We start from the raw sequence: 18,386 nt of genomic DNA, 5'->3' as shown, positions 1-18,386 counted from the left end.
TCAACAGGTTCAGTACGGAACACCGGAGCTGTGGCGCATCCGCGGCCACATCGCGGCCCAGCTGCCCCGCGGCTGCTCACACAGGTAGATGTGGGCTCCGTGCAACCCGTTGTGCACACCACCGGGGATCTTGATCGACGCCAGATAGGTCACGTGCTCCCAGTACTGCGTGAGCTTGCGGACCGGGAATCTCCCGACACACAGCACCGTGGCTGCGTCACCGGGCGGCGGGCCCCAGAGGGCGTAATTGCTGTCGCCGCTGACCACCGGACGATTGATACCCGCTGACGGCCCGAAGATTCGCAGTGCCGAGGCTTCGCCGTAGTCGCTGGCGAAGATCGGCACATCGTCGGGCAGCGAGGCCGCGGCAGCCGCGACTTCGTCGACGAAAGCAGGCCAGCCGTAGGTCTCCAGCGGAATGGGATTGACCTTGCGCAGCGAATCGGCGGCCGTCACGGGCAGCATCGGCAGGCAGAGCATGGCCGCGCCGACGAACAGACCGACAAGCGCAACTGCCCACCCCGGCGGCAGCCGGTCGGGGTTCGCGGCTTCGATACGCATCGCGCCGGCGGCGAACAGCACCGCGAACACGGGGCCCACGTAGTAGCAGCGCCCACCGCTGATGACGACCAACACCACCACCGCCACCGGTACTGCCAGCGCCCAGCGGTGATCCGCCCCCGCCGGGGAGGCCAGCCAGCCGATGCCGATCAACCACAGCACTATCAACAGCGGGCCGGCGTAAAGCAAGACAAGCAGGGGCATCTGGGACAGTGACCCCACCGAGCCGCCCATGCGCACGGACATGGCGTGGGCGAACGTCAGACTCGGCCAGCCATGGGCGGCGTTCCAGATCAGGTTCGGAGCCGCCAAGACCGCCGCCACCGCGCCCGCCGCCCAGGGACCCCAGCCGCGCAGCGCATCACGCCGGAAGATCGCCAGACCGACCCCGATGCCGATGAGCAGCAACGCGACGGTCTGTTTGGCCTCCAGCCCGATGCCGGCCACCACTCCGGCCGGCAGCCAGGCCAACGTCGTTCCGATCCGCAGCGCCCGCGTCACCAGCAGCAGCACCGCGATCCAGATCAGCTGGTCGACCACGGTGGTCCCGAAGAACATCGCGGCACCCATGAACAACGGGCTGGCCGCCACGGCGGCCGCGGTGATCACCTGCGCCACTCGACGCCCGCCGAATTCGGCCGCCAACTGCGCCGCCAGCACGATGCAGCTCAGGTGTATGGCGATGGCCAACAGCCGCAGCCCCCACAAGCCGCCCAGAGCCGCCACCCGGGCCATCAGCGGCACCAGCGGCGGGTGGTCGAAGTATCCCCACGCCGGGCGCTGACCGCAGATCACGTAGTAGAACTCGTCGGTATGCCAGCCGTAGTGCGTGGCGACCGCCAGGTGCACGACGGCCGCGACGGCCACCACGATGCCTACCGGCATCATGTTTCGCCAGCTCACAGGCGAGGCAGCTGAAACTCTCGCCAGCAAGGACGTCGAATCGGTCACCGGCACTCCAGTCATATCGGGCACAAACCGGGGCAGCGTAGCAAGTAGTTGACACGTGTCGACTAGCCGCTTGCCACAATTGACAGGTGACTCCCAAGGAATGGATCGCCCACGATCCCGACCCGGTGACCGCCGCGGAGCTCGCAGCGTGCAGCCCCGATGAGTTGGCCGCCCGGTTCGCGGCGCCGCTGCGGTTCGGCACCGCCGGGCTGCGCGGTCCGGTGCGGGGTGGGCCGGACGCGATGAACCTCGCCGTGGTGCTGCGCGCCAGCTGGGCGGTGGCGCGGGTGCTCGCCGCTCATCATCGAATGGGTTCGACGGTGGTGGTCGGCGGCGACGCGCGTCACGGCTCAGCGGAATTCAGCATCGCGACCGCCGAAGTGCTTGCTGGCGCGGGATTCTCGGTATTGCTTCTGCCTGAGCCGTGCCCGACGCCGGTGGTGGCGTTCGCGGTGCGCAACACCGGCGCGGCAGCCGGCATCCAAATCACCGCCTCGCACAACCCGGCGACCGACAACGGCTACAAGGTGTACTTCGACGGCGGCGTGCAGATCGTCTCGCCGACCGACACCGAGATCGAGGCAGCAATGGCCGCCGCTCCCCCGGCCGACACGATTGCCCGGCGTCCTGTCACACCGGCCGGAGATGAGCTCATCGCGCGCTACATCGGGCGGGCCGCTGCGGTGCGGCGGCACGGCGGTCGGGTTCGGGTGGCGCTGACACCGCTGCACGGCGTGGGCGGCAAGGTTGCGGTCGAGGTACTGCGCGCCGCCGGATTGGCCGATATCCACACGGTGAAAACCCAATTCGACCCCGATCCCGATTTTCCCACGGTGACCTTCCCCAACCCGGAAGAGCCCGGCGCCACCGACGCTCTGCTGGAGCTGGCCGCCGAGGTCGACGCCGACGTCGCGATCGCCCTGGACCCCGATGCCGACCGATGCGCGGTCGGCATCGTCGGCCCGGACGGCTGGCGGATGCTGACCGGCAACGAAACCGGTTGGCTGTTGGGCGATTACCTGCTGTCGCGGCTACCCGCCGGCCGAGCAGCCAGCGCTGTGGTGGCCAGTAGCGTGGTGTCGTCGCGGATGCTGGTGCGCATCGCGCAGCGCTACGGCGCCCACCATGTGGAGACGCTGACCGGGTTCAAATGGCTGGCGCGCGCCGATGACGGCCTGCCGGGCGCCACCCTGGTTTTCGCCTACGAGGAGGCAATCGGCTACTGCGTCGACCCGGATGCGGTGCGCGACAAAGACGGCATCAGCGCCGCGGTGCTGGTCTGTGATCTGATTGCGGCACTGCGGGATCGGGGCAGCTCCATGCCCGAAGCGCTCGACGAACTGGCCCGTCGGCACGGTGTGCACGTCACCGACGCGGTGTCGCGCCGGGTCGCCAGCCCCGCCGAGGCGGCCGCGGTGATGGCCAGGCTGCGCGCTGATCCACCGGCCACGCTGGCCGGATTCGCTGTCACCGCAACCGATCTGCTGCACCGCAGTGGACCGGTCACCGACGCGATGGAGTTCACCGGCGAGCGCGACGGTAGCTCGGTACGGGTGGTGGTGCGACCATCGGGTACCGAGCCGAAGCTCAAGTGCTATCTCGAGGTCGCCCGGCCGCCATCGGATGACGTTGCCGCGGGCCGCGCCGAGGCGCAGCGGGTGTGTGCGGCCGTCGCCGACGCGGTCCGCTCCTGGTAGCGCCTCATTCGCCCCATTCGTCACCAGCCGCCGCACCCGGCTCACCTGCCACCAGCCCGGCGGGGTGTGATGTTCGCCCGCCTTTGAGCGACAACGGATGCCGGGAGGGCTGACTCCACCAACGCAACAACGGTTGTCGCTCAAAGGTGGGCAACAACCGCATACCCGCCCGCCGGTTACCGGTGTGACGGTGGGGATCTCAGCGCGGCCCGAACTGGCGGTCGCCGGCGTCGCCGAGGCCCGGAACGATGTAGGCGTTCTCGTTCAGCCCGTCGTCAACGGTGGCGGTGAACAGCCGCACCCCCGGTGCCGCTTCCGCCAGCACCGCAACGCCTTCCGGCGCCGCCACCACGCACAGCACGGTGATGTCGGTTGCGCCCCGATCGAGCAGTAGCCCCAGGGTGTGCACCAGCGAGCCGCCGGTGGCCAGCATCGGGTCGAGGACCATGACCGGTGTCGCGCTCAGGTCCGCCGGCAGCGATGCCAGATACGGAACCGGCTGGTGGGTGGCCTCGTCACGCGCCACGCCGACGAAACCGACGTCGGCTTCGGGAATCAGGGCATGCGCCGCGTCCACCATGCCCAGCCCGGCGCGCAGCACCGGCACCAGCAGCGGTGGCCGCGCCAGCCGCACCCCGACGGTGCCGGTCAGCGGGGTGCGCACGTCGATGTCCTCGCGGGGCGCGTCGCGGGTGGCCTCGTAGACCAGCATCCAGGTCAGCTCCCGCAGTGCCGACCGAAACGCCGCGTTGTCGCTGCGCTCGTCGCGCAGTGCGGTCAACCGCGCCGCGGCCAACGGGTGGTCGACGACGCACACATCCACGCCTGGGACCCTACGGGTCATGCGCCGAGGAAGTTGAGGATCTCGAAGACCACCGCGCCCATCTCCAGCATCGGCGCAAGCGAGATCAACGGCTCGCCGTTGAAGACGGCGTCGGGGCCCAGCCAATCGGCGACGTTCAGCGACACCGCCAGCTCGTTCCACGCGTTGAGCAGATAGGCGTCCACGGCATTGGTGACGTGGTAGCCGGTCAGCAGCGCATCGACGAACGAATCCGACAGCGGCGACTGCCCGGCGAAACCCAACACGTCGTTGATCGGATCGACGAAGCTGTGCACCCCGGCGTACTGCAGGCCGGCCAGCATCTGCAGCGGGTCCATCCGCAACAGGAAGCCGGCTACGTCGGAGCCGTCGGCCAGGTGCCCGCCGGCGGTGACGGCCCAAGGCCCGACGGCGTCTGTGCCGTTGACGCCCACGAACGGGTCGCCCGGATTTCCGTAGCCCCAGTCGATGACCAGTTTCAGCATCGGCGCCAGCGCGTCCGCGATCACCTTGCCGACATCCCCGAGCTGGTAGAGCGGCCACAGGATCGGCAGCTGCTGGGGAATCAGGTAGAAGTCGGTATCCCCGACCCTGCCGAGATCGATGGTGTCGGCCACGTTGTCGAAGTCGATGTAGGAGAAATGCACTGTCGCCGTGCCGATCAGCGCGTTGACCATGGCCAGCAGGTTGGCCGGGTCCTGCGGGAAGTTGGCCAGGCCGTCGTACTCACCGGTGTAGATGTCGGTGTCGAACCCGCTCGTCGGGGTCGGTCCGATGCTCAACGGGATGCCCAGAAACGGCAGATGCACCGGCTGGTCGCCCAACAGCGGATACGCCGGGAAGCGGGTCAGGACGCCGCCGAGCGGGTTGTTCGGGTTGCCGATCAGCACGAAGTGCAGGTCGGCGGGGTCATAACCACCACCACCGGGGCCCGCCGCGAGCAGGTTGATCATCTCCTGGGTGGAGATGGTGGCGCTCTGTGAGTAGCCGAACACCGTGACGTCCGAGCCGGCGGCCAGCTGGGGCGCCAACGCGGCGCGCAGGATCTCCACGCCGCGCGCCACCGACTCGGCGAAGGTCAGATACGGATTCGGCGGCGGCAGGCACACCAGCGGGCAGAACTGCTCGGGGGTGACCAGTCCTTCGAACTGGTAGCCGGGAAACGTCGGCTGCCCCGGGAACCACGGCGAGGCCGGCTGCAGGAACAGGTCCAACACCGCGTCCATATAGCCGCCGACCGTGGGGTCGGGAATGCTGGTCGGCCCCATGATCCAGCCCTCGTTGGCCAGCAGCGTGACGTCATGCCGGTCCTGGGCGCCGAGCCCCGCCACGCCCAGCCCCGAACCCGCCACCAGCACGGCCGCCGCGAGCAGCACCGCCCCGGGCGGGCGCCGGCGAAGCATGGGTCAGGCGTCGAGAAGGTTGACCAGGCTGAAGCCAACCCCGAGCAGGTCCAGCAGCGGCTGCGCGGAGATCAACGGCGCACCGTTGAAGATGGCGTCGGGCCCGAGCACGTCAACCACGTTCCACTGGGTGGCCAGGTCCTGCCATCCGGTGAGCAGCGCCTGGTCCAGGCCGAGCGTCAGGTTGTAGCCCGACAGCAGCGTCTCGACGACCGAGTCCGACAGCGGGCCCTGCCCGGCGAAGTCCAGCAGGTTGTTGATGGTGTTGGTCAGGCTCTGCACGCCCGCGTACTGCAGTCCGGCCAGCATCTGCAGCGGGTCCATCCGCAGCAGGAACCCGGCGACACCGGTATCCTCGGACAGTTGGCCGGTCGCGGTGACCGCCCAGGCCCCGGCCGCGCCGATCGGGTCGACACCGTTCACGGTGATTCCGGCGTCCGGGGCACCGGGGTTGCCGTAGGACCAGTCGATGACCGTCTTGAGGATGGGCGCCAGCGCGTCAGCGGCGAACTTGCCGATGTCGCCGAGCCCGTAGAGGGGTCCGAGGATCGGCAGCTGCTCGGGCAGCATGTAGTAGTTGGTGTTGCCGATCGTGCCCAGGTCGATGGCGTTGGCGAGGTTGTCGGTGAAGTAGGCGTTGTGCACCGCCCCGATCCCCATCACCGCGTTGATCACGGCCAGCAGGTTGGTGGGGTCCTGCGGGAAGATGGCCCAGCCGTCGTATTCGGTGCTGTAGACGTCGGTCGCGAACGGAAGGGTCGGGGTCGGGTCGATGCCCAGCGGGATGTTCAGGAACGGAATGTGCTGCATGTTTCCGTCGAACCCGTCCGGGAAGCTCAGCCGGGTCAACATGCCGCTGATGGGGTTGTTGGGGGCACCGATCAGCACGAAGTGCAGGTTGTCCGGGTCGTAGTCGCCGCCCGGCGCGTTGGCGAGCAGGTTGTGCATCGCCAGGGTGGCGATGACGGAGCTCTGCGAGTAGCCGAACACCGTGACTTCGTCACCGGCCTCCAGCTGGGGGCGGATCGCACCCTCGAGGTTGGCCACGCCCTGCGCCAGCGAGTCCCCGAAGTTCAGCTGTGGGATGGGCAGCGGTTGGCAGACGATCGGGCAGAACTGTTCGGGGGTGGTCAGGCCGTTCAGGGCGTAGTCCGGGTACGACGTCTGCCCGGCGAACCATGGGGTTACGGGCTGGAGGTAGAAGTCGCGCACCACGTCCATGTAGCTGCCGATCGTGGGGTCGGCCTGGCCGGTGCCGGTCATGATCCAGGCTTCGCCGGCCAGCAGCGCGACGTCGGCGATCATCTTCTCCAGCCGCGACGCCAGCGCCGGAGTCATCAGCGACGACATGCCCAGGAGGACGGCGCACAGCATGGCCAGCAAGGTGGCCCCCAGCGAATGCACTCGCCTAACCGTCATCGCAGACCTCCCAGGTCGCCTCGAATACGTCATCGGTGATCTTGTGCTTCCACCTGCCATGAGCACATTAATCTATTAGGTGGAATTAAGCATTGACCTTCTTTGAGAAAACGCGTGTTGTCAAATCGGCGAGAATCCGCCCGGAGTTTGCTGACCCGCGCCGGTCTACGCGCCGAAGAAGTTAAAGACGCTGAAGCCCGCTCCGATCAGGTCGAGCAGCCCGTCACCGGGCACCCCCACCCCGCTCAGCAGCGCGTCGGGACCCAGCACGGCGCCCAGGTTCAGTGCATCGGCCAGGGCGCTCCAGCCGTTGATCAGGAACTGGTCGAGCGAGTTCACCAGGTCGTAGCCGGTGATGGTCTGCAGGAAATCGGTGATGCCGGTGATGGTGACGATGTCACCGGCGGTGAGGACGCCGCCACTGGCCGCGGCCGCGACGTCGGCCCACGGCCCGACCAGGCTCTGGATCAGTGCGTTCTGAACACCGGCCAGCATCTGCAGCGGGTCCATCCGCTCGAACAGGCCCATCGCGCTGGATCCGTCGTAAAGCTCACCGGTCGGGGTCATCGCCCATGGACCGCCGGCCACCCCGAATGCCTGCTGGTAGGCGCTGCCGTTGATGAAGTCGCCGGCCGGGATCCGGTAGAGGCCGTTGACCTCCGGGTCGCCCGCGTTGCCGTAGCCCCAGTCGATGAACAGCCGAGCCCAGGGCGAGAAGAAGTCGCCGAAGAACTGCCCGGCTGTCCCGCCGTTGAACATGAACTGCAGGATCGGCAGATTCTGCGGGATCATGTAGAAGTTCGCGTCGCCGATCGTGCCGACGTTGACGGCGCTGGCCAGCTGCTCGGCGGTGTAGTCCGGGTAGTACGGGTGCACGGTCAGGATGCCGATCAGGGCGTTGATGACGGCCAGGAGGTTGGTCGGATCCTGCGGGAAGTTGGCCCAGCCGTCGTACTCGCCGGTGTAGATGTCGGACGCGATGTGGTCGGTGGGGGTGGCCTCCAGGCTCAGCGGAATGTTGACGAACGGCAGGTGCTGGTCGCCGGGGAATTCGAAGCGATCGAGGATGCCGCCGATCGGATTGTTCGGGTCGCCGATCAGGACGACGTGCATGTTGCCCAGCTGATCCAGGGTCGGGTAACCGGCGGTGCCGGCGTTGGCGATCAGACTGTTCATCTCGATCGTCGTGATGGCGGCGCTCTGCGAGTAGCCGAACACCGTCACGTTGTCGCCGGCCAGCAACGGCGCCAGGATGGCCTGATCCAGCAGGCCCACACCGGTGTTCAGCGAGACGCCGAAGTCCATCGGCGGCTGGCCCGGGATGCACACGAACGGACAGAACTGCTCCGGCGTGGTCAGGCCCTGAAAGGAGTAGCCGGCGAACGTCGGCTGGTCGGGGAAGTGCGGCGATGACGGCTGCAGGTATCCGGCGAGGATCTGGCCGAGGTAGGGCCCGACGGTCGGATCGGGCTGGCCGGTTCCGTTCATGATCCAGCCCTGGTCGGCCAGCAGCCGCAGCCGAATCGCCAGCTGGTCCACGCCGTAGACCGCCGCCGAGGACAGCACCGACGCCGTGCCCAGCACCGCGGCGCACAGCATCGCGCCCAGGGGGCGCATCCGATCAGTCGTCATCGCGACCTCCCCGGCCCCGGCTTGTTGCGCTCGGTCATCGGCGACGACCCGCTTCGCCCTGGCGGCGACGCTAGCCACCCGGCGCATACCGCTAACCCGATCGCCGCAAAATTCAGGTTTCTTTAATACGCGATGCCCGGCGCCGCGCGGCCAATCGCCGGCCAATCCCCGGCTAATCCCGCCGTCAGGCCGCGCGGGCTACATCGTTATTCTGTGCGCCATGGCAGCTGACCTCGTACCGATCCGCCTCGCGGTGACCGATGGTGACCGCTACACCCTGTGGGCGCCGAGCTGGCGCGACTCCGGTGACGAGTGGCAGGCGTTCCTGGGCAGGGACGAAGACCTCTACGGTTTCCCCACCGTGGCCGAACTGGTGGCGTTCGTACGCATCAACGCCAACAACGACCTGGCCGACCACCCGGGCTGGCCGCAGCTTGTGCGGGCCAACGCCCACAAGCTGGACCCGGCTCGCAACCGGCAATACGACCTCATCGCGGTCGAGGAACTGCTGACCGAGAAGCCGACCAAGCAGTCCGTTCAGACCCTGGCCAATGCACTGGAGATCGTCTCGGCGATCGGATCGGTGTGCGACCTGCCGGCAGTGACCAAGTTCTTCAACGGAAACCCCAACCTGGGTTGGCTGGCGGGTGGCGTCGACAACTTCACCGGCCGGTCCGGTCGGAAACGCTGGGAGACGATCGCCGAGATCATCGGCCGCAACTGGGGCAATGTGTTGACCGCCATCGAAGAGATCATCACCACCCCCAACGTCGACGCCGCCGCGGTGTCGAAGGCAGCCGATGAACTGGCCGCTGAAGCCCCGGCCGAACCGGAGCCGGACACCGAGGAGACCGAGGACGACGAAGCCGCCGAGGCGGAAAGCAGCGGTGACGACGAGACAGCCGCCGCGACCGGCGAGCGGGCCTCCGGCGACCGGGTGGTGCTTGGCGGCGACGCGAACTTCTGGACCAAGGTGGGCATCGACCCGGTTCGGGTCATCACCGACAACGGGACGTTCTTCACGTTGCGCTGTTACCTCGGGGACGAGCCGGTGTTCCTGGGCCGCAACGGCCGGATCAGCGTGTTCGGCTCCGAGCGCGCCCTGGCCCGCTACCTGGCCGACGAGCACGACCATGACCTGTCGGATCTGAGCACCTACGACGACATCCGGACCGCCGCCACCGACGGTTCACTGTCGATCGACATCACCGATGACAACGTCTACGTGCTCTCCGGGATCGTCGACGACCTCACCGACGGGCCGGACGCGGTGGACCGCGAGCAGCTGGACCTGGCCGTCGAGTTCCTGCAGGACGTGGGCACCTATGCCGAGGACGGCGTGGTCGCCGAGACCCTCAAGCCGGACCGTCCGCTGGGCCGGATGGTCAGCTACGTGCTCGACCGGGAGTCGGTCAACGAGCCGCAGCGCCCGTACGCTCCCGCCGTCAAGGAATGGGAGCAGCTCGAACAGTTCGTGCAGTCGCGACTGCGGCGCGAATAAGGCTTTGCCGCCCGGTCGCCCCACCCCCGGTGGTAGCCGGGCCGAAGCCCCACGCAGGACAACCTGCCGGGTGCTGCGGATATTCACTCCGAATTGCGGCAATCATTTGCCCCATTTCATTGCCGAGTGGTCATATTCACGACTAGCATTTGGCCCGATAACACTCGGGCCGGGCCGTGCGGTTTGCGGGGGCCTTCCAATTCGAAAGGACTACACATGCGCAAGGCAACACAGCGGGCCGCAGCAGTATCCGCAGCAGTTTTGGGAGTCGCGCTGATCGGCACGGGTTGCAGCAGCACCGCCAAGGAGAAGACCAGCGAGGCCCTGAGTTCGGCCAGCTCAGTTGCGTCCTCGGCCAGCTCGGTGATCTCGTCCGCGGTCAGCGCACCGTCGGAGGAGAGCGCCGCCAGCTCCACCGTGATCACCGGCGCCGACGGCAAGGAGTACACCGTCTCCGGGCCGATCCTGGCCAAGCTCGACTCGCTGGACGCCGCCGCGAAGCAGGACCTGGGCGAGCCCACCGGCGCCGAGCAGAAGAACCCCGACGGCGGCACCTACCAGCAGTTCGACGGCGGCGTGATCGTTCACACCACCCGTTCGTACGTGGTGTGGGGCAAGATCCGCGACAAGTGGAACGAGCTGGGCGGTTCGCAGGGCAAGCTCGGCTACCCGACCAGCGACGAGACCACCAACGCCGACGGGTCCAAGCAGACCACCTTCGAGCACGGCATCGTCACCTGGAAGCAGGGCGACGCTGAGGCCACCGTCACCGAGCACTGATCTCTGGATCGAAGGCCGGGCAATCGCCACCGCGATTGTCCGGCCTTCGAAGTTTTCAGCCGCTGTGGTCAGTCGATCAGCACCGCATATTGCGGCTTGATCACTTCTTCGATGATCTGCACCCGTTGATCGAACGGGATGAAAGCCGACTTCATCGCGTTCACCGTGAACCGCTGCAGATCTGCCCAGCCATACCCGAAGGTCTCGGCGAGCACCAGCATCTCCTTGCTCATGCTGGTGTCGCTCATCAGCCGGTTGTCGGTGTTGACCGTCACCCGCAGCCGAGCGCGGGCCAGCAGGTCGAACGGGTGCTCGGCGATGCTGTCGACCGCTCCGGTCTGCACATTGGAGCTCGGGCACAACTCCAACGGGACCCGCTTGTCCCGCACGATCGCCGCCAGCCGACCCAACTGCAAGCTGCCGTCATCGCCGACCGTGATGTCGTCGGTGATGCGCACCCCGTGCCCCAGGCGGTCCGCGCCGCAGAACGCGATCGCCTCGTGGATGGAAGGCAGCCCGAACGCCTCGCCGGCGTGGATGGTGAAACGGGCGTTGTGGTCACGCATGTACTCGAACGCGTCCAGGTGCCGAGTCGGCGGATATCCGGCCTCGGCGCCGGCGATGTCGAACCCGACTACGCCCTTGTCGCGGAACCGGATGGCCAGTTCGGCGATCTCCCGCGACAGCGCGGCATGGCGCATGGCGGTGACCAGACAGCGCACGGTGATCTCCCGGCCGGCTGCCGCGGCGTCGCGCTCCCCGTCGGCGAAACCGGCCAGCACCGCATCGGTCACCTCGTCGAACGACAGCCCGCCCTCGATGTGCAGTTCCGGCGCGAACCGCACCTCCGCGTAGACGACGGCGTCAGCGGCCAGATCCTCGACGCATTCGCGGGCCACCCGATGCAGCGCGTCGGCGGTCTGCATCACGGCCACGGTGTGGCTGAACGGTTCCAGGTAGCGCTCCAGCGACCCGCTGTGCGAGCGGGTGCGGAACCAGGTCGCCAGCTCTTCGGGGTCGGTCGCCGGGAGGTCGTCGTAGCCGACCTGTCCGGCGATGTCGACGACGGTGGCCGGGCGCAGCCCGCCGTCCAGGTGATCGTGCAGCAGCGCCTTGGGGACCTCCCGGATGGTCTCCAGGTTCACCGGTGTACTCATGACTTCATCATGCGGTCGCCTCGATGATCAGGGGACGCGGGAGCGGCGGTGTGTCGCCGACGCAGTAGCCGCCGTTCAGCTCGGCGCACGCCGGTCCGAGCCGCTCGGGGGTGTCGGTGTAGAGCGTGAACAAGGTTTCGCCGGCCGCCACCGGTTCGCCCGGCCGGCGGTGAATCCGCACCCCCGCCCCGTGCTGCACCCGCTCCCCCGGCCTGGACCGGCCGGCGCCGAGCCGCCAGGCCGCCAGGGCGACCGCCATCGCATCGATGTGCCCCATAAAGCCGCCCCGATCAGCGGTCACCGTCTCGCAGCACTTCCCCACCGGCAACGGAACACCGAGGTCCCCGCCCTGGGCGGCGACCATCGCGGTGAATCGGTCCATCGCGCTGCCGTCGGACAGTGTCTGCGCGGGGTCGGCGCCGTCGATTGTGGCCAGCTCCAGCATCTCGCTCGCCAGCCGCACCGTCAGCTCCACCACATCGGCCGGGCCGCCGCCGGCCAGCACCTCGAGGGCTTCGGCCACCTCGATCGCGTTGCCGACCGTGCACCCCAGCGGCGTGCTCATGTCGGTGAGCAGGGCTCGGGTGGCAACCCCGTGTGCCGCGCCCAGCCCGACCATCGCTTGGGCCAGCTCGCGGGCGTCGCCCCGCTCTTTCATGAACGCCCCCGAGCCGACTTTGACATCGAGGACCAGCGCGTCCGTCCCCTCGGCGAGCTTCTTGCTCATCACCGAGCTGGCGATCAGCGGCAGCGATTCCACGGTGGCGGTGACGTCACGCAACGCGTAGAGCTTGGCGTCGGCAGGCGCCAGAGCGCCGGCGGCGAAGATCGCCGCGCCGACGCCGGCCAGTTGCTCGCGCAGCCGCGCCGTGGACAGCGCCACGTCGAAACCCGCGATGGCCTCCAGCTTGTCCAGGGTGCCGCCGGTGTGGCCCAGGCCGCGACCCGACGCGCTCGGTACCGCAGCTCCGCAGGCGGCAACGACGGCAACCAGCGGCAGGGTGATCTTGTCGCCGACCCCGCCGGTGGAGTGCTTGTCCACCGTTTTGAGGGGTTTGCCGCCGCGGCGCAGGTCGGTGAAGTCCATCCGCTCGCCCGAGGCGATCATCGCCGCGGTCCAGCGCACGGTTTCGGCCGTGTCCATCCCGCGCAGGTAGATCGCCATCAGCAGCGCCGACATCTGCTCTTCGGCGACCAGGCCTGTGGTGTAGCCCTCGATCAGCCAGTCGATCCCGGCGTCGGGCAGCCGGTGGCCGTCACGCTTGGTGGCGATCAGCGTCGGGGCATCAAAGGAGGCGAGGGGGCTCATGGCAGCGCATCCGGCCCGAAGGCGTCCGGCAGCAGCTCGGCCAACGGCCGCGGCCGCGCCGGGTGGTCGATGAGCAACTGGGGACCCCCGTGTTCGAGCAGTACCTGGCGGCACCGACCGCACGGCATCAGCAGCTTCCCGTCGGAATTGCTGCACGACAGCGCGACCAGCCGCCCGCCACCGGCCGCGTAGAGCCCGCAGACCACCGCGCACTCAGCGCACAGGCCCAGCCCATATGAGACATTTTCCACATTGCAGCCGGTGACCACCCGGCCGTCGTCGGTCAGTCCGGCAGCGCCCACCCGCAGGCCCGAGTAGGGCGCGTAGGCGTTAGCTGCAACCTTGATTGCGTTGCGCCGCAACATGTCCCAGTCGATTTGGTGAGTCATTCAACAGATCTCTTGTCGACCCGAGCGCACCACATCACCTCGTCCGTCCGTCGGCAACGATCAAAAATCAGCGTAGCCGCAGGCCCTGACTACTCGTCAGTAACTTTCGCGTGGTCGTTTCGGGCCTGTTGATGGGTTTAGAGTCCTTGCCGAGGTTTATTGACAGCGATGGCGTTGCGGAGCGACCGTACGCACGGTATAGCCGGGCGCAGCGGGCCGCTGCAGAAAATTTGGAGGCGTTGATGACGGCGACATCCGCCGATACGACTGCGCTGCCGGGAACGCGGTCGGATGCGACGCGGTTCCGGCGGCAGAGTCTGTACAAGGGCGATCCGGGGATGTGGGCGTTCGCGCTGCACCGGATCACCGGTGCGACCATTTTCTTCTTCCTGTTCGTACACGTGCTCGACACGGCCCTGGTGCGGGTCAGCCCGCAGGCCTACACCGAGGTGATCGCGACCTACAAGACCCCGCTCGTCGGCCTGATGGAGCTGGGACTGGTGGCCGCGGTGCTGTTCCACGGCCTCAACGGGGTCCGGCTGATCCTGATCGACTTCTGGTGGCAGGGCACCCGCTGGCACCGCCAGATGCTGGTGGCGGTCGGCGTCATCTGGTTGGTGGTGATGGTCCCGGTGATGGTCCGGATCGGTATGCACATGGTGGAGCGGTTCCTATGAGCACAACTGACGTGCAACGCAGCAGGGGCCCGATAGCCCCGGTCCGCGGCCCGGACCGCGACCGCCCGGCCAGCCTCGGCGACCCGCGTGCGCCGCAGCGACACAGCGGGATGCCCAACTTCGAGAAGTACACCTGGCTGTTCATGCGGTTCTCCGGTGCCGTCTTGATCTTCCTGGTGCTCGGCCACCTGTTCGTCATGCTGATGTGGCAGGACGGCGTGTACCGCATCGACTTCAACTACGTGGCGGAGCGCTGGCACCACCCGTACTGGCAGATCTGGGACCTGTGCCTGCTGTGGCTGGCCGAACTGCACGGCGGCAACGGCCTGCGCACCATCATCGGCGACTACACCCGCAGCTCCCGCAGCCGGTTCTGGCTGATGTCGCTGCTGGCGGTGTCGATCATCTTCACGTTGGTGCTGGGCAGCTACGTGCTGCTGAGCTTCGACGCGAACATTTCTTGACGGTCTTGACGGCAGATTCTCCTAGCGAACGGGTGATATCGCGGTGATTCAAGAACATCGATACGACGTGGTGATCGTCGGTGCCGGCGGCGCCGGGATGCGCGCGGCCGTCGAGGCGGCCCCGCGGGCCCGCACTGCAGTACTGACCAAGCTCTACCCCACCCGCAGCCACACCGGCGCGGCGCAGGGCGGCATGTGCGCCGCGCTGGCCAACGTCGAGGACGACAACTGGGAGTGGCACGCCTTCGACACCGTCAAGGGCGGTGACTACCTGGCCGACCAGGACGCGGTGGAGATCATGGCCAAGGAGGCCATCGACGCGGTGCTGGACCTGGAGAACATGGGCATGCCGTTCTCCCGCACCCCCGAAGGCCGCATCGACCAGCGCCGGTTCGGCGGGCACACCCGCGATCACGGCAAGGCCCCGGTGCGCCGCGCGTGTTACGCCGCCGACCGCACCGGCCACATGATCCTGCAGACCCTGTACCAAAACTGCGTCAAGCACGGCGTGGAGTTCTTCAACGAGTTCTATGCGCTGGACCTGGTGCTCACCGAGACGCCGTCGGGCCCGGTGGCCACCGGCATCGTCGCCTACGAGTTGGCCACGGGTGACATCCACGTCTTCCACGCCAAGGCCATCGTGTTCGCCACCGGCGGCTCGGGCCGGATGTACAAGACCACCTCGAATGCGCACACCCTGACCGGCGACGGCCTGGGCATCGTGTTCCGCAAGGGACTCCCGCTCGAAGACATGGAGTTCCACCAGTTCCACCCGACCGGCCTGGCCGGCCTGGGCATCCTGATCTCCGAGGCCGTGCGCGGCGAGGGCGGCCGGTTGCTCAACGCCGACGGTGAGCGGTTCATGGAGCGCTACGCCCCGACGATCGTCGACCTGGCCCCGCGCGACATCGTGGCCCGTTCGATGGTGCTTGAGGTGCTCGAGGGCCGCGGCGCCGGGCCGAACAAGGACTACGTCTACATCGACGTGCGTCACCTCGGCGAAGAGGTGCTCGAGGAGAAGCTGCCCGACATCACCGAGTTCGCCCGCACCTACCTGGGCGTGGACCCGGTCAAGGAGCTGGTGCCGGTCTACCCGACCTGCCACTACGTGATGGGCGGCATCCCGACCACCGTCACCGGCCAGGTGCTGCGCGACAACACCAACACCGTGCCGGGTCTGTACGCCGCCGGCGAATGCGCCTGCGTGTCGGTGCACGGCGCCAACCGGCTGGGCACCAACTCGCTGCTGGACATCAACGTGTTCGGCCGCCGCGCGGGCATCGCCGCCGCCGAGTACGCCAATGCCCACGACTTCGTCGAGCTGCCGGAGAACCCCGCCGACATGGTGGTCGGCTGGGTGGGCGACATCCTCTCCGAGCACGGCAACGAGCGGGTCGCCGACATCCGTGGCGCGCTGCAGCAGTCGATGGACAACAACGCCGCGGTGTTCCGCACCGAGAAGACCCTCAAGCAGGCGCTGAGCGACATCCACGCGCTCAAGGAGCGCTACGCCCGGATCACCGTGCACGACAAGGGCAAGCGCTTCAACTCCGACCTGCTGGAGGCGATCGAGCTGGGCTTCCTGCTGGAGCTGGCCGAGGTCACCGTGGTGGGTGCGTTGAACCGACAGGAATCGCGCGGTGGACACGCCCGCGAGGACTACCCGAACCGCGACGACGTCAACTACATGCGCCACACCATGGCCTATAAGGAAATTGGGGCCGATAAGCAGGGCACCGATCTGATCGCCGACATCCGGCTGGACTACAAGCCGGTGGTGCAGACCCGCTACGAACCGAAGGAACGGAAGTACTGATGTCCTCCTCAGCTGACTCCGGTTGCTGCTCGTCCGAGGGCGGTTGCTGCTCGCCCGGGCCGTCCAGCGCGGCACCGGCGGCACTGGTCGACAACGCCCCCGCCGGCGACCCGCCGCTGCCCCCGGTCCCCGAGGGCGCGCAGATGGTCACGCTCAAGATCGCCCGCTACAACCCGGAGAACCCCGACGCCTACGCCGCCACCGGCGGCTGGCAGAGCTTCCGGGTCCCGGCCCTGCCCACCGACCGGTTGCTCAACCTGCTGATCTACGTCAAGAGCTACCTGGACGGCACGCTGACCTTCCGCCGGTCCTGCGCGCACGGTGTGTGCGGCTCGGACGGGGTGCGGGTCAACGGCAACAACAAGCTGGCCTGCAAGCTGCTGATGCGTGACATCCTGCCCAAGAAGCCGGGCAAGGAGCTGACGCTGACCATCGAACCGCTGCGTGGCCTGCCGGTGGAAAAAGACCTCGTGGTCAACATGGAACCGTTCATGGATGCCTACAAGGCGGTCAAGCCGTACCTGATCACCTCCGGCAACCACCCCACCCGCGAGCACATCCAGAGCCAGACCGACCGCGCGCGCTACGACGACACCACCAAGTGCATCCTGTGTGCCATCTGCACCACGAGCTGCCCGGTGTACTGGAGCGAGGGCGCCTACTTCGGTCCGGCCGCGATCGTCAACGCCCACCGGTTCATCTTCGACAGCCGCGACGAGGCCGCCGCCGAGCGCCTGGACATCCTCAACGAGGTCGACGGGGTGTGGCGCTGCCGAACCACGTTCAACTGCACGGACGCCTGCCCGCGCGGTATCGAGATCACCAAGGCGATCCAGGAGGTCAAGCGGGCGCTGATGTTCGCCCGCTGACCTGCCCGCGCGCCTTTGTGCTCCAGCGTGCGTCCGTTTGTTTGTGCGCGAGAGTGCGTGTTTGTCCGGGGACACGCCGCTTACGGGCGTACAACGGTGCACCCTCGCGTTAGGTTGGCCGCGACCGTGATAGGACACTGAGCATGAACTGGTACACCGGCAACACCGTCTACGACACCGTCCTGACCGCAGCGTTCGCCTTCGCGGCGTTCGTGATCGTCGGCGGCTTCTTCGGCCAGAGCTCCTACGGGCGGTTCTCGACGACGAAGCTCGGCTTGAACCTGAACCCCAAGTTCGGCTGGTGGTTGATGGAGATCCCGGCGACCGTGGTGTTCCTGGCCGCCTATCTGAGCGGGCCGGCCCGGTTCGAGCCGACGTCGCTGGTGCTCGCCGGGATCTGGGCGCTGCACTACGCCAATCGGGGCTGGTTCTTCCCGCTGGCGATCCGCCAGGTGCCCGGCAAGCGCAGCACCTTCAACATTTCGGTGGTGGTGATGGGCATGCTCGTCACGTCCATGCACGGCTATCTCAACGGGGCGCTGTTCAGCCATGACTACTTCGGTCAGTACGGCACCCGCTGGCTGACCGATCCGCGGTTCCTGGTGGGCCTGGTGATCTACCTGTGCGGATTCGCCTTGCTGGTCAACTCCGAGTCGATCGTGCGCAACCTGCGCGACAAGAACAATCCCGGTGGCGCCGAGTACCGCATTCCGTTCGGCGGCGGGTTCCGGTTCGTCAGCAGCCCCGCCTATTTGGGCGAGATCATCGCCTGGACCGGCTTCGCGGTGCTGACCTGGGCGCTGCCCGGCGTCGCCATCCTGCTGATCACCGCCGGGAATCTGATCCCCCGGGCCCTGGGCACCCACCGGTGGTACCAGGAGAAGTTCGCCGACTACCCGACCGACCGCAAGGCGCTGGTGCCGTTCCTGATCTGAGGC

At 67.7% G+C, this 18,386-nt stretch carries 16 protein-coding genes; 8 read left to right on the top strand and 8 right to left on the bottom strand.

Annotation, left to right across the window (positions count from 1 at the left end):
• Nucleotides 1-9: 9 nt before the first annotated feature.
• On the bottom strand, nucleotides 10-1,464 hold the full coding sequence (locus tag ABW16_RS08340; RefSeq protein ID WP_233424725.1) for an ArnT family glycosyltransferase: 1,455 nt from the start codon (nucleotides 1,462-1,464) through the stop codon (nucleotides 10-12).
• A 134-nt stretch (nucleotides 1,465-1,598) separates the two neighbouring features.
• Between ABW16_RS08340 and ABW16_RS08335 the strand changes: the two genes are divergently transcribed.
• Nucleotides 1,599-3,209 (top strand): phospho-sugar mutase, encoded by a 1,611-nt coding sequence (locus tag ABW16_RS08335; protein ID WP_047318696.1) that lies wholly within the window; start codon nucleotides 1,599-1,601, stop codon nucleotides 3,207-3,209.
• Nucleotides 3,210-3,408: 199 nt separating this feature from the next.
• Here the strand turns inward: ABW16_RS08335 and upp are convergent, their stop codons facing one another.
• The 4 genes from upp to ABW16_RS08315 form a co-directional block, all read right to left on the bottom strand.
• Complete coding sequence (gene upp, locus ABW16_RS08330) at nucleotides 3,409-4,032, bottom strand: uracil phosphoribosyltransferase (RefSeq protein WP_047318695.1); 624 nt, start codon at nucleotides 4,030-4,032, stop codon at nucleotides 3,409-3,411.
• A 17-nt stretch (nucleotides 4,033-4,049) separates the two neighbouring features.
• Entirely contained in the window at nucleotides 4,050-5,435 is a 1,386-nt protein-coding gene (locus ABW16_RS08325) for a PE-PPE domain-containing protein (protein ID WP_047318694.1), read from the bottom strand.
• Between the two features lie 3 nt (nucleotides 5,436-5,438).
• Nucleotides 5,439-6,854: a PE-PPE domain-containing protein gene (locus ABW16_RS08320; protein WP_233424724.1), complete on the bottom strand. Its 1,416-nt coding sequence runs from the start codon at nucleotides 6,852-6,854 to the stop codon at nucleotides 5,439-5,441.
• A gap of 165 nt (nucleotides 6,855-7,019) precedes the next feature.
• Nucleotides 7,020-8,486 carry a PE-PPE domain-containing protein gene (locus ABW16_RS08315; RefSeq protein WP_233424723.1) on the bottom strand — a complete coding sequence of 489 codons (1,467 nt, stop codon included), beginning with the start codon at nucleotides 8,484-8,486 and terminating at the stop codon, nucleotides 7,020-7,022.
• A gap of 220 nt (nucleotides 8,487-8,706) precedes the next feature.
• Here ABW16_RS08315 and satS point away from each other — a divergent pair, with 220 nt between their 5' ends.
• Both satS and ABW16_RS26870 read left to right on the top strand, forming a co-directional pair.
• On the top strand, nucleotides 8,707-9,987 hold the full coding sequence (gene satS / locus ABW16_RS08310) for a protein export chaperone SatS (RefSeq protein ID WP_047318692.1): 1,281 nt from the start codon (nucleotides 8,707-8,709) through the stop codon (nucleotides 9,985-9,987).
• 216 nt (nucleotides 9,988-10,203) lie between these two features.
• Nucleotides 10,204-10,767 (top strand): LGFP repeat-containing protein, encoded by a 564-nt coding sequence (locus ABW16_RS26870; RefSeq protein WP_200900629.1) that lies wholly within the window; start codon nucleotides 10,204-10,206, stop codon nucleotides 10,765-10,767.
• Between the two features lie 68 nt (nucleotides 10,768-10,835).
• On the opposite strand, the gene ABW16_RS08300 is transcribed toward ABW16_RS26870, so the two are convergent.
• The 3 genes from ABW16_RS08300 to ABW16_RS08290 are packed head-to-tail and all read right to left on the bottom strand — an operon-like array spanning nucleotide 10,836 to nucleotide 13,622.
• Entirely contained in the window at nucleotides 10,836-11,924 is a 1,089-nt protein-coding gene (locus tag ABW16_RS08300) for an adenosine deaminase (protein WP_047318691.1), read from the bottom strand.
• A gap of 7 nt (nucleotides 11,925-11,931) precedes the next feature.
• Nucleotides 11,932-13,233 (bottom strand): thymidine phosphorylase, encoded by a 1,302-nt coding sequence (locus ABW16_RS08295; RefSeq protein ID WP_047318690.1) that lies wholly within the window; start codon nucleotides 13,231-13,233, stop codon nucleotides 11,932-11,934.
• The gene (locus ABW16_RS08290) at nucleotides 13,230-13,622 is read right to left on the bottom strand and encodes a cytidine deaminase (RefSeq protein WP_047318689.1); all 393 of its coding nucleotides are present in this window, start codon (nucleotides 13,620-13,622) and stop codon (nucleotides 13,230-13,232) included. Before ABW16_RS08290 ends, ABW16_RS08295 begins: the two co-directional genes overlap by 4 nt.
• A 239-nt stretch (nucleotides 13,623-13,861) precedes the next feature.
• Between ABW16_RS08290 and sdhC the strand changes: the two genes are divergently transcribed.
• The 5 genes from sdhC (at nucleotide 13,862) to ABW16_RS08265 (ending at nucleotide 18,383) form a co-directional block, all read left to right on the top strand.
• The gene (gene sdhC / locus ABW16_RS08285) at nucleotides 13,862-14,299 is read left to right on the top strand and encodes a succinate dehydrogenase, cytochrome b556 subunit (RefSeq protein ID WP_167344266.1); all 438 of its coding nucleotides are present in this window, start codon (nucleotides 13,862-13,864) and stop codon (nucleotides 14,297-14,299) included.
• Nucleotides 14,296-14,763: a succinate dehydrogenase hydrophobic membrane anchor subunit gene (locus ABW16_RS08280; protein WP_047318687.1), complete on the top strand. Its 468-nt coding sequence runs from the start codon at nucleotides 14,296-14,298 to the stop codon at nucleotides 14,761-14,763. The genes sdhC and ABW16_RS08280 overlap by 4 nt, the downstream gene beginning before the upstream one ends.
• A gap of 43 nt (nucleotides 14,764-14,806) precedes the next feature.
• Entirely contained in the window at nucleotides 14,807-16,579 is a 1,773-nt protein-coding gene (gene sdhA, locus ABW16_RS08275; protein WP_047318686.1) for a succinate dehydrogenase flavoprotein subunit, read from the top strand.
• Nucleotides 16,579-17,448, top strand: a complete 870-nt coding sequence (locus tag ABW16_RS08270; protein WP_230987196.1) for a succinate dehydrogenase iron-sulfur subunit — start codon at nucleotides 16,579-16,581, stop codon at nucleotides 17,446-17,448. The genes sdhA and ABW16_RS08270 overlap by 1 nt, the downstream gene beginning before the upstream one ends.
• 143 nt (nucleotides 17,449-17,591) lie before the next feature.
• Nucleotides 17,592-18,383 (top strand): phosphatidylethanolamine N-methyltransferase family domain-containing protein, encoded by a 792-nt coding sequence (locus ABW16_RS08265; protein WP_047318685.1) that lies wholly within the window; start codon nucleotides 17,592-17,594, stop codon nucleotides 18,381-18,383.
• Nucleotides 18,384-18,386 lie beyond the last annotated feature (3 nt).

This window comes from Mycolicibacter heraklionensis (genome assembly GCF_001021505.1).
GTDB classification, from domain to species: Bacteria; Actinomycetota; Actinomycetes; order Mycobacteriales; family Mycobacteriaceae; genus Mycobacterium; species Mycobacterium heraklionense.
The sequence above is the reverse complement of the archived record's forward strand: the minus strand, read 5'-3'. Positions and strand labels throughout refer to the sequence as shown.

Excerpts from the sequence above, each read along its gene's own strand:
- ABW16_RS08290 (WP_047318689.1), bottom strand. The coding sequence starts at position 13,622 with ATGACTCACCAAATCGACTGGGACATGTTGCGGCGCAACGCAATCAAG.
- ABW16_RS26870 (WP_200900629.1), top strand. The coding sequence starts at position 10,204 with ATGCGCAAGGCAACACAGCGGGCCGCAGCAGTATCCGCAGCAGTTTTG.
- ABW16_RS08280 (WP_047318687.1), top strand. The coding sequence starts at position 14,296 with ATGAGCACAACTGACGTGCAACGCAGCAGGGGCCCGATAGCCCCGGTC.
- ABW16_RS08295 (WP_047318690.1), bottom strand. The coding sequence starts at position 13,233 with ATGAGCCCCCTCGCCTCCTTTGATGCCCCGACGCTGATCGCCACCAAG.
- ABW16_RS08320 (WP_233424724.1), bottom strand. The coding sequence starts at position 6,854 with ATGACGGTTAGGCGAGTGCATTCGCTGGGGGCCACCTTGCTGGCCATG.
- ABW16_RS08315 (WP_233424723.1), bottom strand. The coding sequence starts at position 8,486 with ATGACGACTGATCGGATGCGCCCCCTGGGCGCGATGCTGTGCGCCGCG.
- satS (WP_047318692.1), top strand. The coding sequence starts at position 8,707 with ATGGCAGCTGACCTCGTACCGATCCGCCTCGCGGTGACCGATGGTGAC.
- ABW16_RS08265 (WP_047318685.1), top strand. The coding sequence starts at position 17,592 with ATGAACTGGTACACCGGCAACACCGTCTACGACACCGTCCTGACCGCA.
- ABW16_RS08325 (WP_047318694.1), bottom strand. The coding sequence starts at position 5,435 with ATGCTTCGCCGGCGCCCGCCCGGGGCGGTGCTGCTCGCGGCGGCCGTG.
- ABW16_RS08270 (WP_230987196.1), top strand. The coding sequence starts at position 16,579 with ATGTCCTCCTCAGCTGACTCCGGTTGCTGCTCGTCCGAGGGCGGTTGC.
- ABW16_RS08300 (WP_047318691.1), bottom strand. The coding sequence starts at position 11,924 with ATGAGTACACCGGTGAACCTGGAGACCATCCGGGAGGTCCCCAAGGCG.